This window comes from Peptoniphilus sp. SGI.035 (genome assembly GCF_050315115.1).
Classification (GTDB): Bacteria; Bacillota; Clostridia; order Tissierellales; family Peptoniphilaceae; genus Peptoniphilus_A.
Genome location: NZ_JBNPOJ010000003.1, coordinates 126,450 through 146,140 on the forward strand (window position 1 = coordinate 126,450; position 19,691 = coordinate 146,140).

Consider the following 19,691-nt stretch of genomic DNA (forward strand, 5'->3'; position numbering starts at 1 on the left):
TATTTTGTATATCTAGCCAATTTTTATTATGCCCTTTTAATTTTTAAATCTAAATTTTTTTCTTTAATTTTATATGCAGTATATTCTCTCATTAGTTCATATAGAGTAGATGCTAAAGGTATAAATACCCACATTCCCACTACTCCAAAGAGAGAGCCGCCGACAGTAATCGCAATTATTGTCCAAAGTGATGGCAGACCTACTTTATTTCCAACTATCTTTGGATATACTAAGTTGGATTCAATTTGTTGGAGGATTAAAATTAAAATTATGAATACAATTCCCTTTGTTGGGTCTTCTATTACAGTCATTATAAAGCCCATGGTTCCGCCCAAAAAGGGTCCAATGATTGGAATGAGATCTGTAACTCCAATTATAACTCCAAGAGTTGCTGCATTTGGCACTCCAATTACAAAACAAGATACAAAAGTTGCAATTCCTATAAAAGTGGATACTGTCAGTTGTCCACTTATAAATCCAAAAAAGTTCTCGTGAAGAAGATGCATTACATGAATTATTTTTTCTGCAATTTTGTTATTAAAGAAGGAATAACAAATTCTCGTAGCTTGATATCCCAGTCTTTCCTTGTCAGCCAAAATATAAATTGATGTTATAAGGGCAAGCATAAAGGATACTAGTCCGCCTAATATACTCGATGCAGTTGAAATTGCACTGTTAAGTATATTCGATGGCCTTTCGCTTGATGTTACAAAGTCCCTAATTCTATTAAATATTTCGTTCCAACTTAAATTGTTGTACTCGCTTTGCAATTTGTCTGAATAATTACTTAGATATGGAATTTCTCTAGTCTTGTCAATTGCCATTTGCAAAAAGCTTGGCAGTGATTTTCTAATTCCGTCAAAGGAATTGATTAACTGAGGTACAATTATTGCCATTATTATAAATATTACTAGGATAATAAATATAAAGCTTAGGGCTATGGAAATTGTCCTCTTATGCTTTTCTATTTTTTCATTTTTTATTTTGCTAAAAACTTTTCTTTCAAAAAAATTTAAAGGTATTTTCATTATAAAGGCAATTACTCCTCCAAGTATGAAGGGTGCCATTATGCCAAGCAATGTGCCAAAACCTGTAAATATACTTTTGCTGTTTAAAAATAAATAGGCAATGAATAATAGTGCAAGTCCCATTAAAAAAATCTTTTTATAAACTTCATTTTTAAAGGATAATTTCTTTAACGGGTTATTCACACTTTCTCTTATTTCTCTTATTTCTCTTTTTTCTTCCATTAATTCTCCTTATTTTTTTGAAAGACTATCTAAAAAATTAAAATACTCTTCCAAAAAAGATTTTTGCATATCCGCTATGCTATTGATGTAGATTTCAGAAAAACTAAGTGCCAATTTCATTTGTCTTGAGAAGAGCTCTCTATAATCGTCTATAACGCCAAGAGTTTCCTCTTTAACTTCTTCTTGATTATAAAGCATTGGCAAATTACTTTTCCTTTTACTTTTTTTCTTTTTATCTTCATAAATATTTGGATTTATTTCCATAATTATTTCAAAGCCCTTGTCGTCAGGTTTTTCCTTTTCCTTTAAGTCAATTTCAAGATTTTCTTCTTTTAAAGGAGCTTTGCTATAATCTAGTGGGAGTAAAAATCTAACGGGATTTACCGCAAGAGATTTTTTATCTTCTTCTTCTTCTTTTGTAAAGGAAATTACACCGCTATTTTGATGTTTTGAAATTTCTTTTAACTTTAAATCCTCTAATTTTTTTGAATATTCATTATTTTTTAAATCTTTTTTACTCAATTTAAAAACCTCTCAATGCATCAGGTCTAAAATTTTTCTTTTTCAAAGTTTTTTCTATTGCTCTAATGAGATCTAGTCTGTCTTCATTTAGATTGCCCGCAAGTAGAACATAATTTGACGCATGATTAGACCTAAAGACTGTACCTTCTGAATCAACGTGCTCCAAAAATATTTTCATTTCTTCTAAAATTTCGCCTGCACTAGGCATTTTAAATTTGCCAGAAATATAATCTGAGTAAAGTGGTGTATTCTTGTAAATTCTCATAGTTAGATATCCCAAGAAGTCCGGCTTAGTTTCCGATACAAGTTTTGCAGTTCCCACTGCATTTCTTTCCATTCCTTCAACTCCGCCTAAGCCTGCAATAATAGTTACAGAAGTTTTAAACCCTGCTTCCTTTGCCTTTTTCATCGCAGTTACGTACTCATCATAGGTAATACCCTTTTTGATTTCTTTTAAAAGCTCTTCGTCCCCAGTTTCAAATCCAATGTATAACATTTCAAGTCCTTCTTCACGAAGGCTTTTTAATTCATCAAGGGACTTTCTATTTATGTCTTGAGCAGTTGCATAAGATGAAACTCTATTTACATTGGGATAATATTTTTTTATAGTCCTTAAAATCTCAACTAGGTCTTCTGTCTTTAAGATTAGTGCATCTCCATCAGCCAAGAATATTCTTTCAAAATAATCTCTATATGAGCTCATTTCTATTAAATCCTTCTTAATATCTTCAAGAGGTCTTATCCTAAAGTCATCATCTTTATACATATAACAAAATGTACAATTGTTGTGAGAACATCCCACAGTCGCCTGAATAATTAATGACCTTGCCTCACTTGGCGGTCTAAAAACATTTCCGTAATACTGCATATTTCTCCCCTTCTAATTTTATTTTTAATTTTTGCCGTGCTTCTTTAACAAATTGTCCTTAATCTTCCAAAGTTTTTCTGACAAGTCCACGATGTATTCATTTGGATTGTCAAGTCTCTTAGTTTCCTCCCACAATGTGTCCAGTTCCATCTCAGCCTTTTTCTTTATTTCCTCAAGACTTGGAAGTTTGTATACAAGTTTACCCTTGTCGTAAATTTGTACGAGAACTTTCTTTGCAGTGTAATTTGTAAGGGTTTTTCTCTTCCATGTGTAAACTGGGTGGAAAATTTCATAATTATCTTCTGGTATTTCTTCATCTCTCAATGCAACTACATCTGCCATTGCCTTTCCAGTTTCATTTTCGTAAAATCTATAAAGTTCTTTAAAACCTGGAGTAGTAATTTTTATAACATTCTCGGATATTTTTATCTTTGGAATAATTTTTCCGTCATCGTCAATAGTCGCAACTAATTTGTAGACTCCTCCAAAAACTGGAGATGATTTTGATGTAATAAGTCTTTCGCCTACTCCAAAGGAATCTAGCTTTGCTCCTTGGTGTAAAATTGTCCTTATTGTGTATTCGTCAAGTGAGTTTGATGCCATAATCTGTACATCGGGATAGCCTGCATCGTCAAGCATCTTTCTTGCCTTATTTGATATATATGTTATATCTCCTGAATCAATTCTAATGCCCTTAGGTCTAAATCCACGAGGGACAACTTCTTCGTCAAAAACTTTTATTGCATTTGGCACTCCCTCTTTAAGAGTGTCGTAAGTATCTACTAATAAAAGACAGTTGTCTGGATATACTCTTGCAAAGGCTCTAAAGGCTTCAAGTTCTGTGTCAAACATTTGAACCCAAGAGTGTGCCATAGTACCAAGGGCTGGCACTCCAAACATTTTGTCAGATAATGTGTTGGCAGTCCCTGCGCATCCACCAATGTATGCAGCTCTCGCCCCTAAGTTTGCGGCAGAATATCCCTGTGCTCTCCTCGATCCAAATTCAACAACCGGTCTGCCCTTTGCTTGTTTTACAATTCTTGATGCCTTTGTAGCAATCATTGATTGATGATTTAAGGTTAAGAGAACCATTGTTTCTAGCATTTGTGCTTGAATTGCAGGACCTCTTACTGTAACAAGAGGTTCGCCAGGAAAGGCTAAAGTTCCTTCTGGCATTGCCCACACGTCGCATTCAAATTTGAAATTTCTTAAGTAATCTAAAAATTCTTCGTCAAAAATATTTTTGCCTCTCAAAAATTCTATGTCATCTTCAGAGAAGTGAAGATTTTCCATGTACTCGATTAATTGTTCTAGCCCAGCAACAATTGTGTACTCGCCATTGTCAGGCACTTCTCTAAAAAACATATCAAAGATGACTTTCTTTTCTCTCATGTCCTCTTTAAAAAATCCATTTGCCATTGTTAACTCGTAAAAATCCACAAGTAGCGTGAAGTTTTTCTTAACATTATAATTTACCATTTGATACTTCCTTTTTTTCTCTCTACAATATAACGCTCTTAATTTTGTAGCGTCTTTAATTAAATTATATAAATTATACCACATTGCGAAGGTTTTTGATATTTTATGGTCTTTAGAACTTAAACAAAAGTTATCAAAGAATTTAATTTTTAATAACTCATTGTGTTATAATTTTTAAGCAAAAGTTTAGGCGATACAAAAATATTTTAGCGCCTTTACAAATTGTATTTAGTTAAATTTAAAAAATAACTGTGCTATAATGAGAATAGATTGGTAAAGGTGAAATTTTTTGGAAGCAATAAAAAGCACTGTGGACATAGAAAGGTCCCTTATAAAAACATATAGACGAGATATTTACAAAAAATTTGTACAAGGTGTAAATAAATATGAATTAATCAGTCCCGGCGACAAAGTTGCCGTTGCAATTTCTGGCGGCAAGGATTCCCTTACTCTTGCAAAATTATTGCAGGAATTAAAAAGGCATAACAAAGTACCCTTTGAACTTGAATTTATAACAATGGATCCAGGTTATCTTCCTGAAAATAGAGAAAGGCTTGAGTTCAACTGTGAAAAAATGGGCATACCAGTTAAAATTCACAACTCCGATGTTTTTTCTGTTGCAGAAAAAATGTCCGAAGGCGGTTCTCCTTGTTATATGTGTGCTAGAATGCGCCGTGGAAATTTGTACAATAGGGCGAAAGAACTTGGCTGCAATAAGCTTGCCCTTGGTCATCACTTTGACGATGTCATCCAAACAGTTATGTTAAATATTATTTATGCCGGCGATTTTAAAACTATGATGCCAAAATTAAAATCGCAAAATTTTGAAGGTCTTGAACTTATTAGACCAATGTATCTAGTTCGTGAGGAAGCAATCATACGCTTTATGAAATCCACTGGACTATCTGCCCTTGATTGTGCCTGCACTGTTACAAAGAAAAAATCTGGCAATAAGAGGTTTTTTATAAAGGACTTAATCGAAGAACTTAAAAAAGAAAACAAAAATGTTGACATAAATATTCTTCGTGCTACTGAAAATGTAAATATGGAACAAATCTTAGGCTTCAAAGAAAAAGGTGAAAGACACGACTTTTTGGAATTTTATTAGGAGGACATATGCAGGAATTTAAAATGATTTCTTGGAATGTAAATGGACTTAGAGCTGTTATTAAAAAGGGGTTTATGGACTACTTTAAGGAACTTGACGCTGATATATTTGCACTTCAAGAGATAAAACTCCAAGAGGGTCAAATTGAAATGGACCTGCCTGGTTACTACGAATTTTATAATTATGCAGAGAAAAAAGGTTACTCGGGTACGGCAATTTTCTCTAAGAAAGAACCTATTAACGTAAATTATGGAATTGGAAGGAAGGAACACGACAACGAGGGACGAGTTATAACGCTAGAATTTGAAAATTTTTACTTCGTTACTTGTTATACACCTAATTCAAAGAGAAAATTAGAAAGACTTGATTACAGACAAGTTTGGGAAGACGACTTTAGAGCTTATCTAAATGATTTAAAGGCAAAAAAGGGTGTAATTTTATGTGGCGACTTAAATGTTGCTCACAAAGAAATTGACTTAGCAAATCCATCTACTAACAGAAAATCTGCAGGTTTTACTGATGAAGAGAGAAATAAATTCACAGAACTCTTGGATAATGGATACATCGACACTTTTAGATATTTTTATCCAGAGCTTACCGATGAATATTCGTGGTGGAGCTATTTTGCAAAATCGAGAGAAAGAAACATCGGCTGGAGAATAGACTACTTTGTAGTATCAGATAGCCTTGAAAAAAATTTAGTAGACGCAAAAATTCATCAGGAAATTATGGGATCGGATCACTGTCCTGTTGAACTTAAAATAAAACTTTAAATATAGGAGGTATTATGAAAAATTTATTGTCAGTTCCTATTAAAAATGATATTTATTATATAGGTACAAATGATCGACAAACAGAATTATTTGAGGGAATGTGGCCTCTTCCAAATGGAGTAGCTTATAATTCCTACTTAGTTAAAGGCGAAAAAAATATACTTTTCGACTTGGTAAAAGTTAACACAGTAGATGATTATATTCAAAAGATAAATGAAATAGTTGGCGAAGGTGAAAAAGTTGATTACATAATAATCAATCACATGGAACCGGACCACACATCTTCTCTTAAATCAATTTTGGACATTTATCCTGAGGCAAAACTTGTTACAAATAAAAAAGCTGTTGCAATGTTAAATAATTTCTATGAAGTTACGGACAATATCGTAGAAGTAAAAGAAGGCGAAACATTAGAACTGGGAAATAGAAAATTTACTTTCTACATGACTCCTATGGTTCACTGGCCTGAATCCATGGTAGCATACGAAGAAACTACAAAGACACTTTTCTCACAAGATATTTTCGGCGGCTTTGGGACTCTTGACGGCGGTATTTTTGATGACCGAATTGACTACAACGACAATTACCTTGAAGAAACTACTAGATATTTCATAAATATTGTGGGCAAATACGCTACACAAGCACTTAAAGCCCTAAAAAAATTGGCTGTTCTTGATGTCGAGTTAATTTGTCCAGATCACGGACCAATTTGGAGAGAAAACCCTAAAAAAATAATCGACATCTACACATCTCTTGCAAAACAAGAAACAATTGACGGTTGTGTAGTAATTTATGGATCAATGTATGGAAACACAGAAACAATGGCAGAAGCTGTTGCAAGAGGACTTTCCGAAGGCGGACTTACAAATATTAAAATTCGCGACATAACAAAGACTTCTTTCTCCTATCTACTATCAGATATTTGGAGATACAAGGGCGTTATCTTAGGTTCATGTTCCTACGACAACAATCTATTCCCACCAATGAATTATCTATTGACAGAAGTTTCTCACCAAAGGATGAAAAATAATTATTGGGGAATTTTTGGATCTTACTCATGGTCTGGCGGAGCACTTAAAACTCTAAAGAAATACATGGAAGATGGAAACTACAATGTACTCGACACACAACTTGAAATTCAAGGTGCGGCAACTGACGAAGAAATTAAACAGTTAATCGACTTTGGAAAAGAAATGGCTGCAAAAATTTTAGATAAATAAATTAATCGTCACGATTTCGTGGCGATTTCTTATTTTTATTTATTTTGAATAAAATCTCTTGCACCAATTTTTAACTGTTTAGAAAGAGATTTATAAAATATTACTTTTAGCTATATAGCATAAAAATGCACAAAAAAAGAATGCCATATTAATTTACAAATGACATTCTTTTTAAATATCCAATTCCATCCAATTTAAACTTTTTGGTTCAATCACGTCTATCACCTATATTCTTGTTTTACCTAAGTTCTATACAATTTGATATTGCTCACAGTCCCAACTCTAAGCCTGTGTACCTCATCATATAAAAACTAAGAGTAATATCAAAACAAACTATTTACCATCATTTTACACATTATAACGTCTATTAAAAACTATTCGATTTATATAAAAGTCTTGGCGTTTTAAGTCAAAACTCGTAAATTTAACAAAATCAAAAACATTTTTACGAATATTGGATGGAATTGTCATGTTTCTCCAAATAAGATTTTACTTTTATTTATTTTCTACTTTAATACAGTAATCTTATTTGGTACTAATATTATACCTCGTATTTTTATTTTTAAACACTTTTTATGAAAATTTTTTTATTTTTTTATAAATTTTTTTATAATTATATGTAGTATAATGTTTTTAAATTAAGGAGGCTAAAAATGAACACATTAATCGGTTATAAAAAATGTAGCACTTGCAAAAATATAGAAAAATTATTAAAAGAAAAAAATATTCCTTATGAATACAGAGAAATCGACAAGGATCTATTGTCAGCAGATGAACTCAAAAAAATAATGGAAAAAGCAGATATTGATGTGCTAAAACTTTTTAACACAAGTGGCATAAAATATAGGGAACTTGGACTAAAGGACAAGAAAAATGACATGACTGAAGATGAAATATTAGAACTACTTTCAACAGATGGAATGTTAGTAAAAAGACCAATACTTTTAAAAGATGACAAAGCCTTTGTAGGCCCTCAAGTAAAAAAATATTTAGAAAGCTTATAATCAAGAATTTTATAACTTAAAATAAAAACTAGAATTGATTTTATTTCAACTCTAGTTTTTCTATTTTATTCATTTTTAAAAAAGTCGTCTATCTCTAAGGCATCTTCCGCTTTTACTAACACCGTTACTTTATCTCCATAAAGTATGATGTCATCTGCTGTTGGGACGATTTCAACTCCTTCTCTTTCTATTGACATTATTATTATATGTTTTGGGAAATTTATATCTCTCAAAGTTTTTCCTATAAATTTTAATCCATCTGTTATCGTGTACTCGAAAATTGAATAGTCGCCAAGCTCTCTTTCCTTTGGACTAAGTAAATTTTTGTCCTTTAATTGTCTTTCGAAAAGTGTGTCATAAATTGGTGCAACTTTTAAAATTTCTGCCACATAGTAGGAAACCATTACAACTATGGAAAGAGCTATTAAATGCTCAAATGTTGAAGTCATTTCCGATACTAAAATTACTGAAAGTATGGGACTCCTAACTACTGATGCTAGAATCCCGCTCATGCCAAGGATTATAAAGTTTACATAATACTCCTCTATTCCAAAATTATTTTGTAATATTGAAAAAATAAGTGCTCCACAAGATCCGCCGATTACAAGGACTGGCAAAAAGATACCTCCTTGTACTCCTGAGCCGTAGCAAAATGTTGTGTAAAATAATTTTACTAAAAGTATTGCTAAGATGTATTTCGCTGGAAATTGTCCCTTTGCCATTTTTTCTAGGAGTCCATGACCTCCGCCAGTTCCTTCAAAGAACGTAAATCCAATTATAATAGTAACGCCCATTAATAATGCGTACTTTAAAAATTTTGAATTTATTTTCTTAAAAAGATCTTGGAATTTTGTAATTAAATAATTATAAACTCCGCCAACTATACCTGTTAGTATTCCAATTAAAATTGCCACCCAAATTAATTTCATTGGAAGAGATTTTGTTACAAAGAAAGAAAAGGATGTCTCTGCTCCCATTATTACAAAGGAAACATAATTGGCAACTATTGATGCTACAAGTGAAGGCAAGAGAACAAATTTTGAATAGGATTTATGGAGTTCTTCTATTGCAAAAATACAACCAGCCATTGGTGCGTTAAAAGCTGCTGCAAGACCAGCTGCTGCTCCTGCTGTAATCATGTATTTTATTTCATCTGGAGGTCTTTTTATTGCCTTCCCAATAAATTTTGCCGCTGCGCCACCCATTTGTATTGATGGGCCTTCTCTGCCAAGGGAAAAACCCATGAGATTTCCCAGTCCTCCACCTACAATTTTTGATGTAAGTGTTGGCACTTCATCCATTTTAAATTTGCCCAGTATTTCTCCTCGAATTTGCGGAATTCCACTTCCACCAGATAGAGGCGCCCATTTTAATAATATATAAATTACAAAGGAAATTATTATTGCAAGGATAATTAAAACCAAAATTGATTTTAAGTTAAATTCACTATATAAATTTTTTCTGAAAAAATCCATTTTCATTATTACAAATCTATACAATACTGAAAAAAGTCCCGCAAAGGTTCCTACAATTAGGGAGTCAAATAAAATTCTAAATATTAATTTACCCTTGTTGTTAAAATCATCTTTCATTTACTTGCTCCTTTTATTAAATTATTCCAATCCTTTTTGCTTAATTTTAAAATTTCTATATATTTTTTTTCTTTTTCAATTTTATTTGGAGTCGTATAAAAATTAAGACTCACTTTTTTTATTTTGCTTCCATCTATATCAGCTATTACCTTAAACTTTTTTGACTTTATTAGATTATAAAAGCTTGCATTGATGTGCATAAATTCGTCGTGATAGATGAGATTTTTATTTTTTGGATAATAACTCATCCTAAAATTCCTTTGGTTTATCTTTCCCTTAATTGTCTTTAAATTTTCATTTTCTTCATGCTTTATAAAAATATGCCTGTGAGGAATTTTTAATTCAAAGTCCTTTTTTATTTTTAGCATATATTTCCCATCATCGGACTGAAGCTTTAAAAGATTTTTGTCATCGTCAGTTTCCATATAAAAAACTATTACATCTCTTTTTTCTAAGTCGTCATAAATATTTGAAAATTCTTTTTTTAGGACTTCACTTAAAATTGTAAAGGGAAAGTAATTTTCTTCTTTATAAAAATCTTCAATTTTATTCATTAGTTTTTCAATGTCTAGGGACTTTACACTAATTTCATATATATTTGTCGAAATATTTTTTACATTAGTTTTTCTAATTATTCTAGTCCACTCTTTTTTTACATATTTTTTTAGCTCTAAATTTTTTTCAGAAAAAGAAACTGGCGGCAAAAATAATTTTTTGTTATTTATGTCGTAGCCAAGATCTCCCAAGACATTGGAGTCGTGAGATAAATTTACCATTGTATTTCTATCGATATAAAGAGGCAGATCGGAAATTTCATCTCTATAAAGATAGATATCGCTATTTACAATTTTTTCTCCCATTGTCTTTATCTTCTTATCTTCTTCTTTTCTTTCAAGCAAGTACATGGATTTATTTGTCGCACTTTGAAAATTTATAATGTTTAATTTGTCGCCATTTTCCTTAATGTTACTCAACCTTAGACCATAATCTCCCGAACTTTTAACTTTTTCAAAAATATCACTTATGCCAAAATCTTCGATATAGTCATCTGCAAAGGCAAAAATTCTATCGTCAATGGTGTAAAGCACTTCTGCCACAGCTTTTTTTGGATAGCGTCTAAAATTATTTACTCCCCAAAAAATCAATGCAACTAAAATAAATATTAAAAAAATACTTTTCTTTTTCATAATATCACTACTTCATATATATTAGTTATAGTTTACAATAAATCTTCCCTTCATTGCAATTAAAAAGGCATCTTTCGGCGCCAATTATTTTACATAGCAATATTTTTTCTCCCTTTGCCAAATTTATCTCCTTGCCAAAGATATATTTATCAGTATTTTTATTGATGTTTTTATCGATTTTTAGTATACTTACCTTGAGGTGATAAGCATGAATTTTGTAAAAGAACTTTCAAATAAAACTGTTTCCATTTCTGAATTTAATCGTGGACTTGCTGGTCGTATTTTTGATGACGTCAAAGCAAATGGTTCTAAAGTTGTATTAAAGAATAATACTCCTGAGTGCATTCTTATTTCTCCAGATGAATATACTAAACTCATTGATGAACTTGAAGACGCAAGAGACCTTATGCTTGCCAATGCAAGGATTTCATCAATGGATAAATCCAATTTAATTTCACAAGATGAATTTGAAAAATCCTTTAATATAAATTTAGATGAAGTCTCTCCTCTTGATGAGGATGAAATCGAATGAACTACAAATTGTCTTTTATTAATGAGGCTATTGAAGACTACAAATCCTTAGATGGATCGCAACGAAAAGTCGTCGATAAAGCTCTTAAAAGAATTTTATTAAATCCTCTCCCTAATACCCAAGGTGGTTATGGCAAGCCTCTTTCTAATCTATCTAATTCTAAACTTGCAGGCCTTATGAAAATCAAATTAAAAAGTTCAGGTCTTAGAATTGTTTATAAATTAGAACAATTAGATAATGAAGTTCTTATCATTATTATTGGTGCAAGATCTGAATCCAAAGTATATAAAGACGCCGAGAAAAGAGTAGCTAAGCTTGAAGATTAAAACTTATCAAAATCTTCTTGTGTCGCTACTCTTTGTGTTTAAAGCCATCATTAATTTTTCCATGAAGATATTCTTTCTCCATCTCTTGTCTTTACTCTTTCGGGTAAATATTATATTTAAAATGTTTATATTACTACTTTCTGAAATTCTAATACTTTAAAAATCTTTTAAATGCTTGATCTTTTTCTGTATTTAAAGTAATATAAATATACCAACAGTAAGTCTTATTCAAGTGCCGTTGTCTAGGTAAGCGATATGTGTTATCGTCACTCATAAGCAATTGGTCTACATATTATAGCCACCTCTATGGTGGCTTTTTTCATACACTTTTGTCCAGGGCTATCTATCTCATCGCTTCCTTTACCGTTGATTAAGTCTTATTGTCCAAGGGAATTTTCTTCTGCTGAGTTTGTTTACATAGTTAAAAGCCTCTAACACTTCTTCTGTTAATAATAAAAACACTTTTACTGCGAAAAGAAGCATGAAGGTGAACAAATTCGTTATTTTCTTCTATTCTATTTGCAATTATATCTTTATGACCAAAGAGATTTATGTAAAAAAATCTGTTGGAGATTTTACTCCCCAAAAGATTTTATAGAGCCTTTATAAACTGAAGGATTAGAAGTAATTAAACTCATAGTCTTTTAATTTGCCATTTAAAGACTTCTTCATTATGTTTTTATTTTAATCCCTAATTCAATGAACCTTAGACGCCAATATTACATAGCAATATTTTTTCTCCATTTGCCAAATTTATAATAAATTGTCATGAGAAGAAAGTTTACAAAATATGAAACTGGATAAATTATACTTATTACTCTTATGGAATTAAATATTGGCATTGCAAAGTAAACTACCACTAATCTAAAAATACAAATTGTCAAAAGGGAAATGACCATTGGTCCCATTGCGTTTCCACTTCCTCTAATAAATCCAGAAATAGTTTCTGCAAGTCCAAAGGACCAAATTCCAAGACTTATTATCCTCAAAAAATCAGAACCATAGTCCACTACATTGGGATCAGAATTAAATATTGAAATAAGTGGTCCAGCAAAGGCAATGGCAATTACTGATAGGACTGCGGAAATCCCAAATACAATCAAAAGGGAAACCTTAATCCCCTCGCGAAGTCTGTCGTATTTTTTTGCGCCAAAATTTTGTCCCGAAAAAGTCGTCGCCGCAAGGGCAATGGCTTGAAGGGACATAAACAAAAATCCGTCAATCCTTCCTTCTGCTGCAACACCTGCAATAGCATCGGGACCAAAGGAGTTTATTTTTGCTTGAAAAATTACATTTGTAAAGGATAAAAGTGCCGTTTGAACTCCCGTTGGTATTCCAACTTCAAAAATTCTTTTTGCTTCAAATTTGTGAAGTCTTATTTCTTCTTTTCTAAGCTTGTAAGACCCATCTGTTTTTAAAAGCGAATAAGTAACGAGAACTGCTGATGCAATTTGCGATGCAAGAGTTGCAATACCAGCACCTAGTACAGACATTTGAAGCCATCCTACTAAAATTAAGTCGAGAACAATATTTACAAGGGCAGAAACGCATAGAAAGTTAAAAGGTCTCCTAGAGTCCCCTGTTGCCCTTAAAATAGATGCCCCCATGTTGTAAATCAAAATTGGTATAGTTCCCAAGAAGAAAACCCTCATGTAAATTATTGCATCGTCAAAAATCTCTGGCGGCGTATCCATAATTCTAAGAAAGAATGGTGTCGTAAAATAGCCAAAAATTGTTATAAAAAGCCCTGACACTAGCCCGAGAAAATAAGAAACACCTACGGATTTTTTCAATCCATCCCTATCATTTGAACCATAGTAAAGGGAAATAATGACAGATGCACCAGTAGTAAGCCCTAGAAAAAGTCCAATTAATAAGTTTGAAACAGGTCCCGTTGCGCCAACTGCTGCCATGGGATTTTTCCCTGCAAATCTTCCTACGATCATAAGGTCCGCTGTATTATATAATTGTTGCAAAAAATTCGTAAGAAGAAGGGGAATTGCAAATTTTATAAGTCCCTCTGCAATTGAACCTTCTGTCAAATTTATATTTCTGCTAATTTTTTTACTCATCTTTGTACCTCACAATCCCAATATATATTTTTTTAAGCTCTCCCACATTGCTGTTTAAAAGCTCTCCATTTTTTATATCAGATATTGCATAGGTAACATTACAAGCTACACAATTTCCATATTCTTCGCCTGTATCTGCATCCATGCCAGAAGGTATATCTACGCCAATAATATAATTTCCATGAACATTTATAGTGTCAATTAAACGTCTATAAAATTTATTTAAGTTTCTATTAAGTCCTGTGCCAAAAATCGCATCCACAGTAATTTCATTTACTTCAATAGACTCGATTAATTCATCAAAATTATCGTCTTCAATGTATTTTACATCTGTTAGTTTTTTTATAATCTCTAAATTTTTGGAAAACTCCTTTGTTTCCTTGTCTCCAACTACAAAAACTTCAACAATTTTTCCATTAAGTATTAAATGTCTTGCGATTACAAGTCCATCACCGCCGTTGTTTCCCTTACCGCAAATTATTGTAAAGGAATCGTACTGATTAATTTCACGAAAAATTCCCATACCTGCGTTTTCCATTAAAATAAGGGAATCAATTTTAAACTCCTCTATAGTTCTCTTTTCTAGTTCAATCATTTTGTTTTTTGAAATTGTCACAGTAATCCCTCCCTATGGTTATTATATGATATTTATTGAAAATTAACACCATATTATGCTAATTTTTGGACTTTATTAACTATTTTTATTTTAATTATTGTATCGAATAACTTATTGTTTTCTTTCTTTATTTTAATTCCTCACAATAAATTTTTGCAAGGACATTATAGTACAACAAAATTCTTAAAATTGCAAAAATCTTTACATTTTTCATCTCCCTTTAAAAAATTTAAAGAAAAATAATTTTATTAGTTGATATTTGATATCATTTGAGTTATAATTAAATTAAATTTTTAGTGGAAAAAATAATTAAATTGTATTTTTAATGAAAATATTAAGTTAAATTTTTAATGAAAAAAATAAATTATAATTAAATAGGAGGAATTATGACAAATTATCTTACAATTGCAGAGAAAACAAAACCAGAGTGCATAAATTGTGCCCAAGAAATTTTTGAAAGCATCTCAAAAAGTTCAATTACAAAATCTCTTGATAAGGTGAAAAAACAATTAGACGACTTAAATACATTTTTATATACATACTTTCTCATTACCTATAATAAAGACCTTACAGATATTCACGACGATTTTACTTTTAAAATCAAAAATGTCTGTGATAAACCTTCTTTGAAAAATGTCGCAAATAGCTTGATAGAAGCTTATTCCAATTCTTTACTTGATGAAATGCAGTTTTCAAGAAACGAAATTATAGACAATGCACTTAAAATCATTAATAAAGAATATGCAACGGGATTAAATTTAGAAGACCTTGCAAAAAAACTTCACCTTTCCAAAAATTACCTTTGTTCACTTTTTAAGGAAGAAACTGGCTTTACATTTTGCCAGTATCTAAACACATTAAAGACAAATAAGGCAAAAAAACTTCTTTCAGAAGACAAAAAAACTTTAGAATACATTAGTTATGAATGTGGATTTTCTTCACAACCGCATTTTACTATGACTTTTAAAAAGTATACTGGCAAAACTCCTCGTGAGTACAAAATGAGCCTAGCCTCCCAATAATCTAATTATTGAAATCCTCCATACTTTGCTATATTATATAGTAATTGGAGGATTTTATGCTTTTTAATTCACTTGAATACTTGATTTTCTTGCCCATAGTTGTTATTTTATACAACTTATTTCCAAGAAAATTTAAAAATATATTTTTACTATTGGCAAGCCTCACATTTTATAGTTTTTGGAATGTTAAATACACATTTCTAATGCTCCTATCAATATTTATAACCTATATAACTGGAATATATATTGAAAAAAATAGGGCAAATGTTAAAAAAATGAAGCTTGCTGTATTTTTATGCTTTTTTATAAATTTGGGCATACTCTTTATTTTTAAATACTTTAATTTTTTCGCCGATATAATAAATAGTTTTTCCAGCAATAATTTTAATATAGCAATAGACGTGCTACTTCCCGTTGGGATTTCCTTTTACACTTTCCAAGCACTTGGCTACACGATTGACGTATATAGAGGAGATCTCCACGCAGAAACAAGTCTTGTGGACTATGCACTTTTTGTATCCTTTTTCCCACAACTTGTGGCTGGACCAATTGAAAGAAGTGTGAACTTACTACCACAATTAAAAAGTCCAAAAAAATTTAGCTACGACAATCTCCTTCACGGTCTAGTCCTATTTACCTATGGAATGTTTTTAAAATTAATTATCGCCGACAGAGCTGCAATTCTCGTAAATGAAGTCTTTGGAAATTATAAAAACTTTCCTAGAGAAATTTTAATTATCTCAGGCATTTTATTTACACTCCAAATTTATTGCGACTTCTATTCCTATTCCATAATGGCAAAGGGCTCTGCAAAAATCCTTGGCATCGACCTAATGGATAATTTTAAAGAGCCACTTTTATCTAAATCCATTACTGAATTTTGGAGAAGATGGCATATTTCTCTTTCCACTTGGTTTAAGGACTACCTCTACATTCCTCTTGGCGGCAACAGACGAGGAAAGCTAAGAAAATATTGCAATTTGATTATAGTCTTTTTGGTTAGCGGACTTTGGCACGGCGCAGATCTTTCCTTTGTTTTATGGGGACTAATCCACGGAATTTTCAATGTCCTAGAAAATATTTTTGGTCTTAATAAAAAAAGTCATCACAAAAATATTTTTGTGAATACCTTTAGAAGATTTGTAACTTTTATAATAGTTGTCTTTGCCTTTATTTATTTTAGGGCAGAAAATATTCATCAAGGCAACGAATACCTACTTGCCATTTTAAATAACAGTGGAAGCAATGATTTATTAAAATACTTGTCAAAAACTTCCTTTGGCATTTCAAATATTTATCCCCTTCTCTTTGGCGTAATTATTTTATTTATCTTTGACATTTTAAAGTACAATAAAATAAATTTAAGTGAGGGTATTTTAAAGATATTTCTTCCAATAAGGTGGATAATTTATCTAGCCTTTATCTTCGCAATAATAATTTTGGGCGTATATGGTCCTCAGTTTTCTGAATCCGCCTTTATATACTTTCAGTTCTAGGTGATAAAATGAAAAAATTTCTAAAAATTTTAAAATCAATAATATTTATTGCCATAGTAATTTTTGGCGTCATAGAACTAAATAACATCTTTATGAGAAAATCTCTTTCACAGCCTTGGGATATGGGAAATAAAATTGGCGGATTTTTTAACGAAACTGAAGACTATAATGCAATGTTTTTTGGCTCAAGTCATACTTACTGCAGCTTTGAACCTCTTGTGATTTATGAAAATACTGGTGTTAAGTCCTATGTCTTAGGTTCTCAAAAACAGCCCCTACAAATTACTGCAAGTTATGTAAAAGAAGCCCTTAAAATAAAACACCCAAGCGTAATTTTTGTCGACATACAGTCCTCAATTTATAAAATCCAAGAAGATGCTAGTGTTGTAAATTCCTACTCAGACTATTTGCCAATGTCTAAAAATAAAATAGAAATGATTGTAAAAAAAGTCCCTAAAGAATTTAAAGCAATATCAATCCTTCCCCTAGTTAGTTATCACAGCAGATGGGATGAATTAAAAGACGAAGATTACAACTTTGACAAAAATTCCTACAAAGATTATCTAAAGGGTTATGTGCTTTTAAAGGGACAAAGCAAGGACTTCAAAAAAAATATAGTCAAAGATAAGGAAGATTATTTAAATTCTATTTCTGCCTTTGATGAAAAAATTTATTTAAAAGAAAACCTAAAAGCCTTTGACGAGATCATAGACCTAGCCAACAGAAATGGCGTAAAACTATATTTCGTCAAGACACCCGTTTATGACTACAATTTGTATAAGAAAAACATAGATGTAATCGAAAACTATTTAAAGAAAAGGGAGGCAACCTTTATCGATTTTAACAAATTTTATGATGAAATAAATTTGACAAAAGATGATTTTTACGACCCTCATCACTTAAATGTCAAAGGCGCAGAAAAATTTAATTTGTTTTTTATCGACTACATGAAAAAAGAAGGCATCTTCCAAGAAAATTTAGCTAATGATAAAGCTTGGCAAGAAAATATTAAAATTTATGATATAAATAAATCTTGATAGACAGAGGTTTTTATCTTCTGTCTCTTTTTTTGTAAATCTTTTTTAATATTGATAAGTACTTTTATTTGTAATATTAAGCATAATAAATTTAATAAATAAAATTATAACCTTTTTTCTATATGTCTTGCATTTTATTAAGAATAATAATAAAATATGCTTAAAGGAGGCTAATATGACTATAAGGGATTTGGAAATATTTATTGAAGTTGTAAAAACGAAAAATATGTCGAATGCTGCCAAAAATCTTGAAATTTCGCAGCCCACTGTTTCTCATGCAATTTCATTAATAGAAAATGAGTATAATGTTAGATTATTTGATAGGGTTTCTAAAAAATTGTACATAACTGATGTTGGCTTAAGGCTTTATGATTTTGCCCTAAATATATTGGAACAATTTGAAAACACTTTGATTTTTTTGCAAAGTTCATCTACCGCCCACAATATTAAGCTAGGAGTGAGCTCAAACTTCAGCTCTAAATTTTTACTAGAGATAGTAGATGCCTATGAAAAAGATAAAGAGGACGTTAGTATAAGAGTTTTTGTCGACTCTCGTGAAAAAATAATTGAAAAATTAAATTCCGGCATAATAAATCTTGCAATAATAGAGGGAGAGGCTGGAATTGAAAATAATTCAGCAGAGCCATTTTATGAAGATGAAATTTTTATAATTTCTTCTAAAAATTCCGAAATAAAAGACAAAGAAACACTTGAACCCGAAGATTTGAAAAACAAAAAATTTGTGCTTGAAGATTTAGACGATTATTCTAAAAAAATGTTTTTAAATTATCTTCGTGAAAAAAATATTCCAATAGATTTAAAATTTATTTGTCAAAATAAAGACATGGTTTTAAATATTGTAAAAAATAGTGATGTACTTTCCATAGGCGCAAGTTCATCCTTTAGCGACGACGATATAATTAAGCATAAAATTTCAAATGTCTCAATAAAAAGAACTTACTACTTAGTTTATCACGGCGACGCTTTTCTCAAAAATAATTTAAAGGACTTTGTAAACTTCATAAAAATTAAATTTAGAATGAAATAGTATGGAAATAAAATTTTTAGAAAGTTTGCAAACTCTTAACACCCCAGTTTTAAATTATCTCATGATTTTTATAACTAGTTTGGGCAATGGAGGATTTATTTGGATTGTTGCTGCAATATATTTGCTCTTTCAAAATAATAATAAATTAAAAAGAGAGGGCTTTACCCTTGCAGTAGCACTAATTATATTTTCAGTCATTGGTCTACTAATCTTAAAGCCAATAATAGCAAGACCAAGACCCTTTACAATAGCTGATGTAAATCTTTTGATAAAAAAACCCCTAGGATTTTCTTTTCCATCAGGGCACACAGGATCATCCTTTGCAGCAGCAACTGTAATTTATTTTTACAACAAAAAAATAGGAGTGCTTGCACTTATTTTGGCAGCACTCATTGCCTTTTCAAGATTGTATCTCTTTGTGCATTATCCAACAGATATAATCGCTGGAATAATCATTGGAATAGCAGCTGGAAAATTGTCAATAAAATGTACAAATAAACTTTTAAAAAAATCATATAATAATTAAAAATTTTAAATCC

At 31.0% G+C, this 19,691-nt stretch carries 19 protein-coding genes; 11 read left to right on the forward strand and 8 right to left on the reverse strand.

All coding sequences use genetic code 11. The features are described from left to right. Positions 1-26 precede the first annotated feature (26 nt). Genes ACQRC6_RS02755 through ACQRC6_RS02770 form a run of 4 tightly spaced genes read right to left on the reverse strand, consistent with a single transcriptional unit; the run spans position 27 to position 4,119 of the window. Positions 27-1,250: an AI-2E family transporter gene (locus ACQRC6_RS02755; protein ID WP_427847633.1), complete on the reverse strand. Its 1,224-nt coding sequence runs from the start codon at positions 1,248-1,250 to the stop codon at positions 27-29. Positions 1,251-1,259: 9 nt separating this feature from the next. Beyond that, positions 1,260-1,772, reverse strand: a complete 513-nt coding sequence (locus tag ACQRC6_RS02760) for a hypothetical protein (protein ID WP_427847634.1) — start codon at positions 1,770-1,772, stop codon at positions 1,260-1,262. Position 1,773: 1 nt separating this feature from the next. Further along, positions 1,774-2,640 carry a radical SAM protein gene (locus ACQRC6_RS02765; protein WP_427847635.1) on the reverse strand — a complete coding sequence of 289 codons (867 nt, stop codon included), beginning with the start codon at positions 2,638-2,640 and terminating at the stop codon, positions 1,774-1,776. 24 nt (positions 2,641-2,664) lie between these two features. Next, positions 2,665-4,119, reverse strand: coding sequence for a nicotinate phosphoribosyltransferase (locus tag ACQRC6_RS02770; protein ID WP_427847636.1), 1,455 nt, complete (start codon positions 4,117-4,119; stop codon positions 2,665-2,667). A 289-nt stretch (positions 4,120-4,408) separates the two neighbouring features. Between ACQRC6_RS02770 and ACQRC6_RS02775 the strand changes: the two genes are divergently transcribed. The 4 genes from ACQRC6_RS02775 to ACQRC6_RS02790 all read left to right on the forward strand — a co-directional run bounded on the left by ACQRC6_RS02775 (position 4,409) and on the right by ACQRC6_RS02790 (position 8,224). After that, positions 4,409-5,227 carry a tRNA lysidine(34) synthetase gene (locus ACQRC6_RS02775; RefSeq protein WP_427847637.1) on the forward strand — a complete coding sequence of 273 codons (819 nt, stop codon included), beginning with the start codon at positions 4,409-4,411 and terminating at the stop codon, positions 5,225-5,227. Between the two features lie 8 nt (positions 5,228-5,235). Further along, a complete protein-coding gene (locus ACQRC6_RS02780) occupies positions 5,236-6,000 on the forward strand; it encodes an exodeoxyribonuclease III (protein ID WP_427847638.1) in 765 nt (254 codons plus the stop codon). A 14-nt stretch (positions 6,001-6,014) separates the two neighbouring features. Then, positions 6,015-7,220 (forward strand): FprA family A-type flavoprotein, encoded by a 1,206-nt coding sequence (locus tag ACQRC6_RS02785; protein WP_427847639.1) that lies wholly within the window; start codon positions 6,015-6,017, stop codon positions 7,218-7,220. A 653-nt stretch (positions 7,221-7,873) separates the two neighbouring features. Further along, positions 7,874-8,224 (forward strand): Spx/MgsR family RNA polymerase-binding regulatory protein, encoded by a 351-nt coding sequence (locus ACQRC6_RS02790; RefSeq protein WP_427847640.1) that lies wholly within the window; start codon positions 7,874-7,876, stop codon positions 8,222-8,224. A 65-nt stretch (positions 8,225-8,289) separates the two neighbouring features. On the opposite strand, the gene ACQRC6_RS02795 is transcribed toward ACQRC6_RS02790, so the two are convergent. Beyond that, complete coding sequence (locus ACQRC6_RS02795) at positions 8,290-9,816, reverse strand: ClC family H(+)/Cl(-) exchange transporter (RefSeq protein WP_427847641.1); 1,527 nt, start codon at positions 9,814-9,816, stop codon at positions 8,290-8,292. Then, a complete protein-coding gene (locus tag ACQRC6_RS02800; protein ID WP_427847642.1) occupies positions 9,813-11,003 on the reverse strand; it encodes a hypothetical protein in 1,191 nt (396 codons plus the stop codon). The genes ACQRC6_RS02795 and ACQRC6_RS02800 overlap by 4 nt, the downstream gene beginning before the upstream one ends. Positions 11,004-11,211: 208 nt before the next feature. On the opposite strand from ACQRC6_RS02800, the gene ACQRC6_RS02805 reads away from it, so the two are divergent. Continuing rightward, complete coding sequence (locus ACQRC6_RS02805; RefSeq protein ID WP_427847643.1) at positions 11,212-11,535, forward strand: type II toxin-antitoxin system Phd/YefM family antitoxin; 324 nt, start codon at positions 11,212-11,214, stop codon at positions 11,533-11,535. Then, positions 11,532-11,861 (forward strand): type II toxin-antitoxin system RelE family toxin, encoded by a 330-nt coding sequence (locus ACQRC6_RS02810; RefSeq protein WP_427847644.1) that lies wholly within the window; start codon positions 11,532-11,534, stop codon positions 11,859-11,861. Before ACQRC6_RS02805 ends, ACQRC6_RS02810 begins: the two co-directional genes overlap by 4 nt. A 719-nt stretch (positions 11,862-12,580) precedes the next feature. On the opposite strand, the gene ACQRC6_RS02815 is transcribed toward ACQRC6_RS02810, so the two are convergent. Both ACQRC6_RS02815 and ACQRC6_RS02820 read right to left on the reverse strand, forming a co-directional pair. Beyond that, complete coding sequence (locus tag ACQRC6_RS02815; RefSeq protein WP_427847645.1) at positions 12,581-13,933, reverse strand: MATE family efflux transporter; 1,353 nt, start codon at positions 13,931-13,933, stop codon at positions 12,581-12,583. Beyond that, positions 13,926-14,549, reverse strand: a complete 624-nt coding sequence (locus ACQRC6_RS02820) for an NAD(P)H-hydrate epimerase (protein ID WP_427847646.1) — start codon at positions 14,547-14,549, stop codon at positions 13,926-13,928. The genes ACQRC6_RS02815 and ACQRC6_RS02820 overlap by 8 nt, the downstream gene beginning before the upstream one ends. Before the next feature lie 386 nt (positions 14,550-14,935). Here ACQRC6_RS02820 and ACQRC6_RS02825 point away from each other — a divergent pair, with 386 nt between their 5' ends. The 5 genes from ACQRC6_RS02825 (at position 14,936) to ACQRC6_RS02845 (ending at position 19,678) form a co-directional block, all read left to right on the forward strand. After that, positions 14,936-15,571, forward strand: coding sequence for a helix-turn-helix domain-containing protein (locus tag ACQRC6_RS02825; RefSeq protein ID WP_427847647.1), 636 nt, complete (start codon positions 14,936-14,938; stop codon positions 15,569-15,571). Positions 15,572-15,627: 56 nt separating this feature from the next. Beyond that, complete coding sequence (locus ACQRC6_RS02830) at positions 15,628-17,067, forward strand: MBOAT family O-acyltransferase (protein WP_427847648.1); 1,440 nt, start codon at positions 15,628-15,630, stop codon at positions 17,065-17,067. An 8-nt stretch (positions 17,068-17,075) separates the two neighbouring features. Then, complete coding sequence (locus tag ACQRC6_RS02835) at positions 17,076-18,104, forward strand: hypothetical protein (RefSeq protein ID WP_427847649.1); 1,029 nt, start codon at positions 17,076-17,078, stop codon at positions 18,102-18,104. Positions 18,105-18,279: 175 nt separating this feature from the next. Next, positions 18,280-19,152, forward strand: coding sequence for a LysR family transcriptional regulator (locus tag ACQRC6_RS02840; protein WP_427847650.1), 873 nt, complete (start codon positions 18,280-18,282; stop codon positions 19,150-19,152). A 1-nt stretch (position 19,153) separates the two neighbouring features. Then, complete coding sequence (locus tag ACQRC6_RS02845) at positions 19,154-19,678, forward strand: phosphatase PAP2 family protein (RefSeq protein ID WP_427847651.1); 525 nt, start codon at positions 19,154-19,156, stop codon at positions 19,676-19,678. Positions 19,679-19,691: the final 13 nt, after the last annotated feature.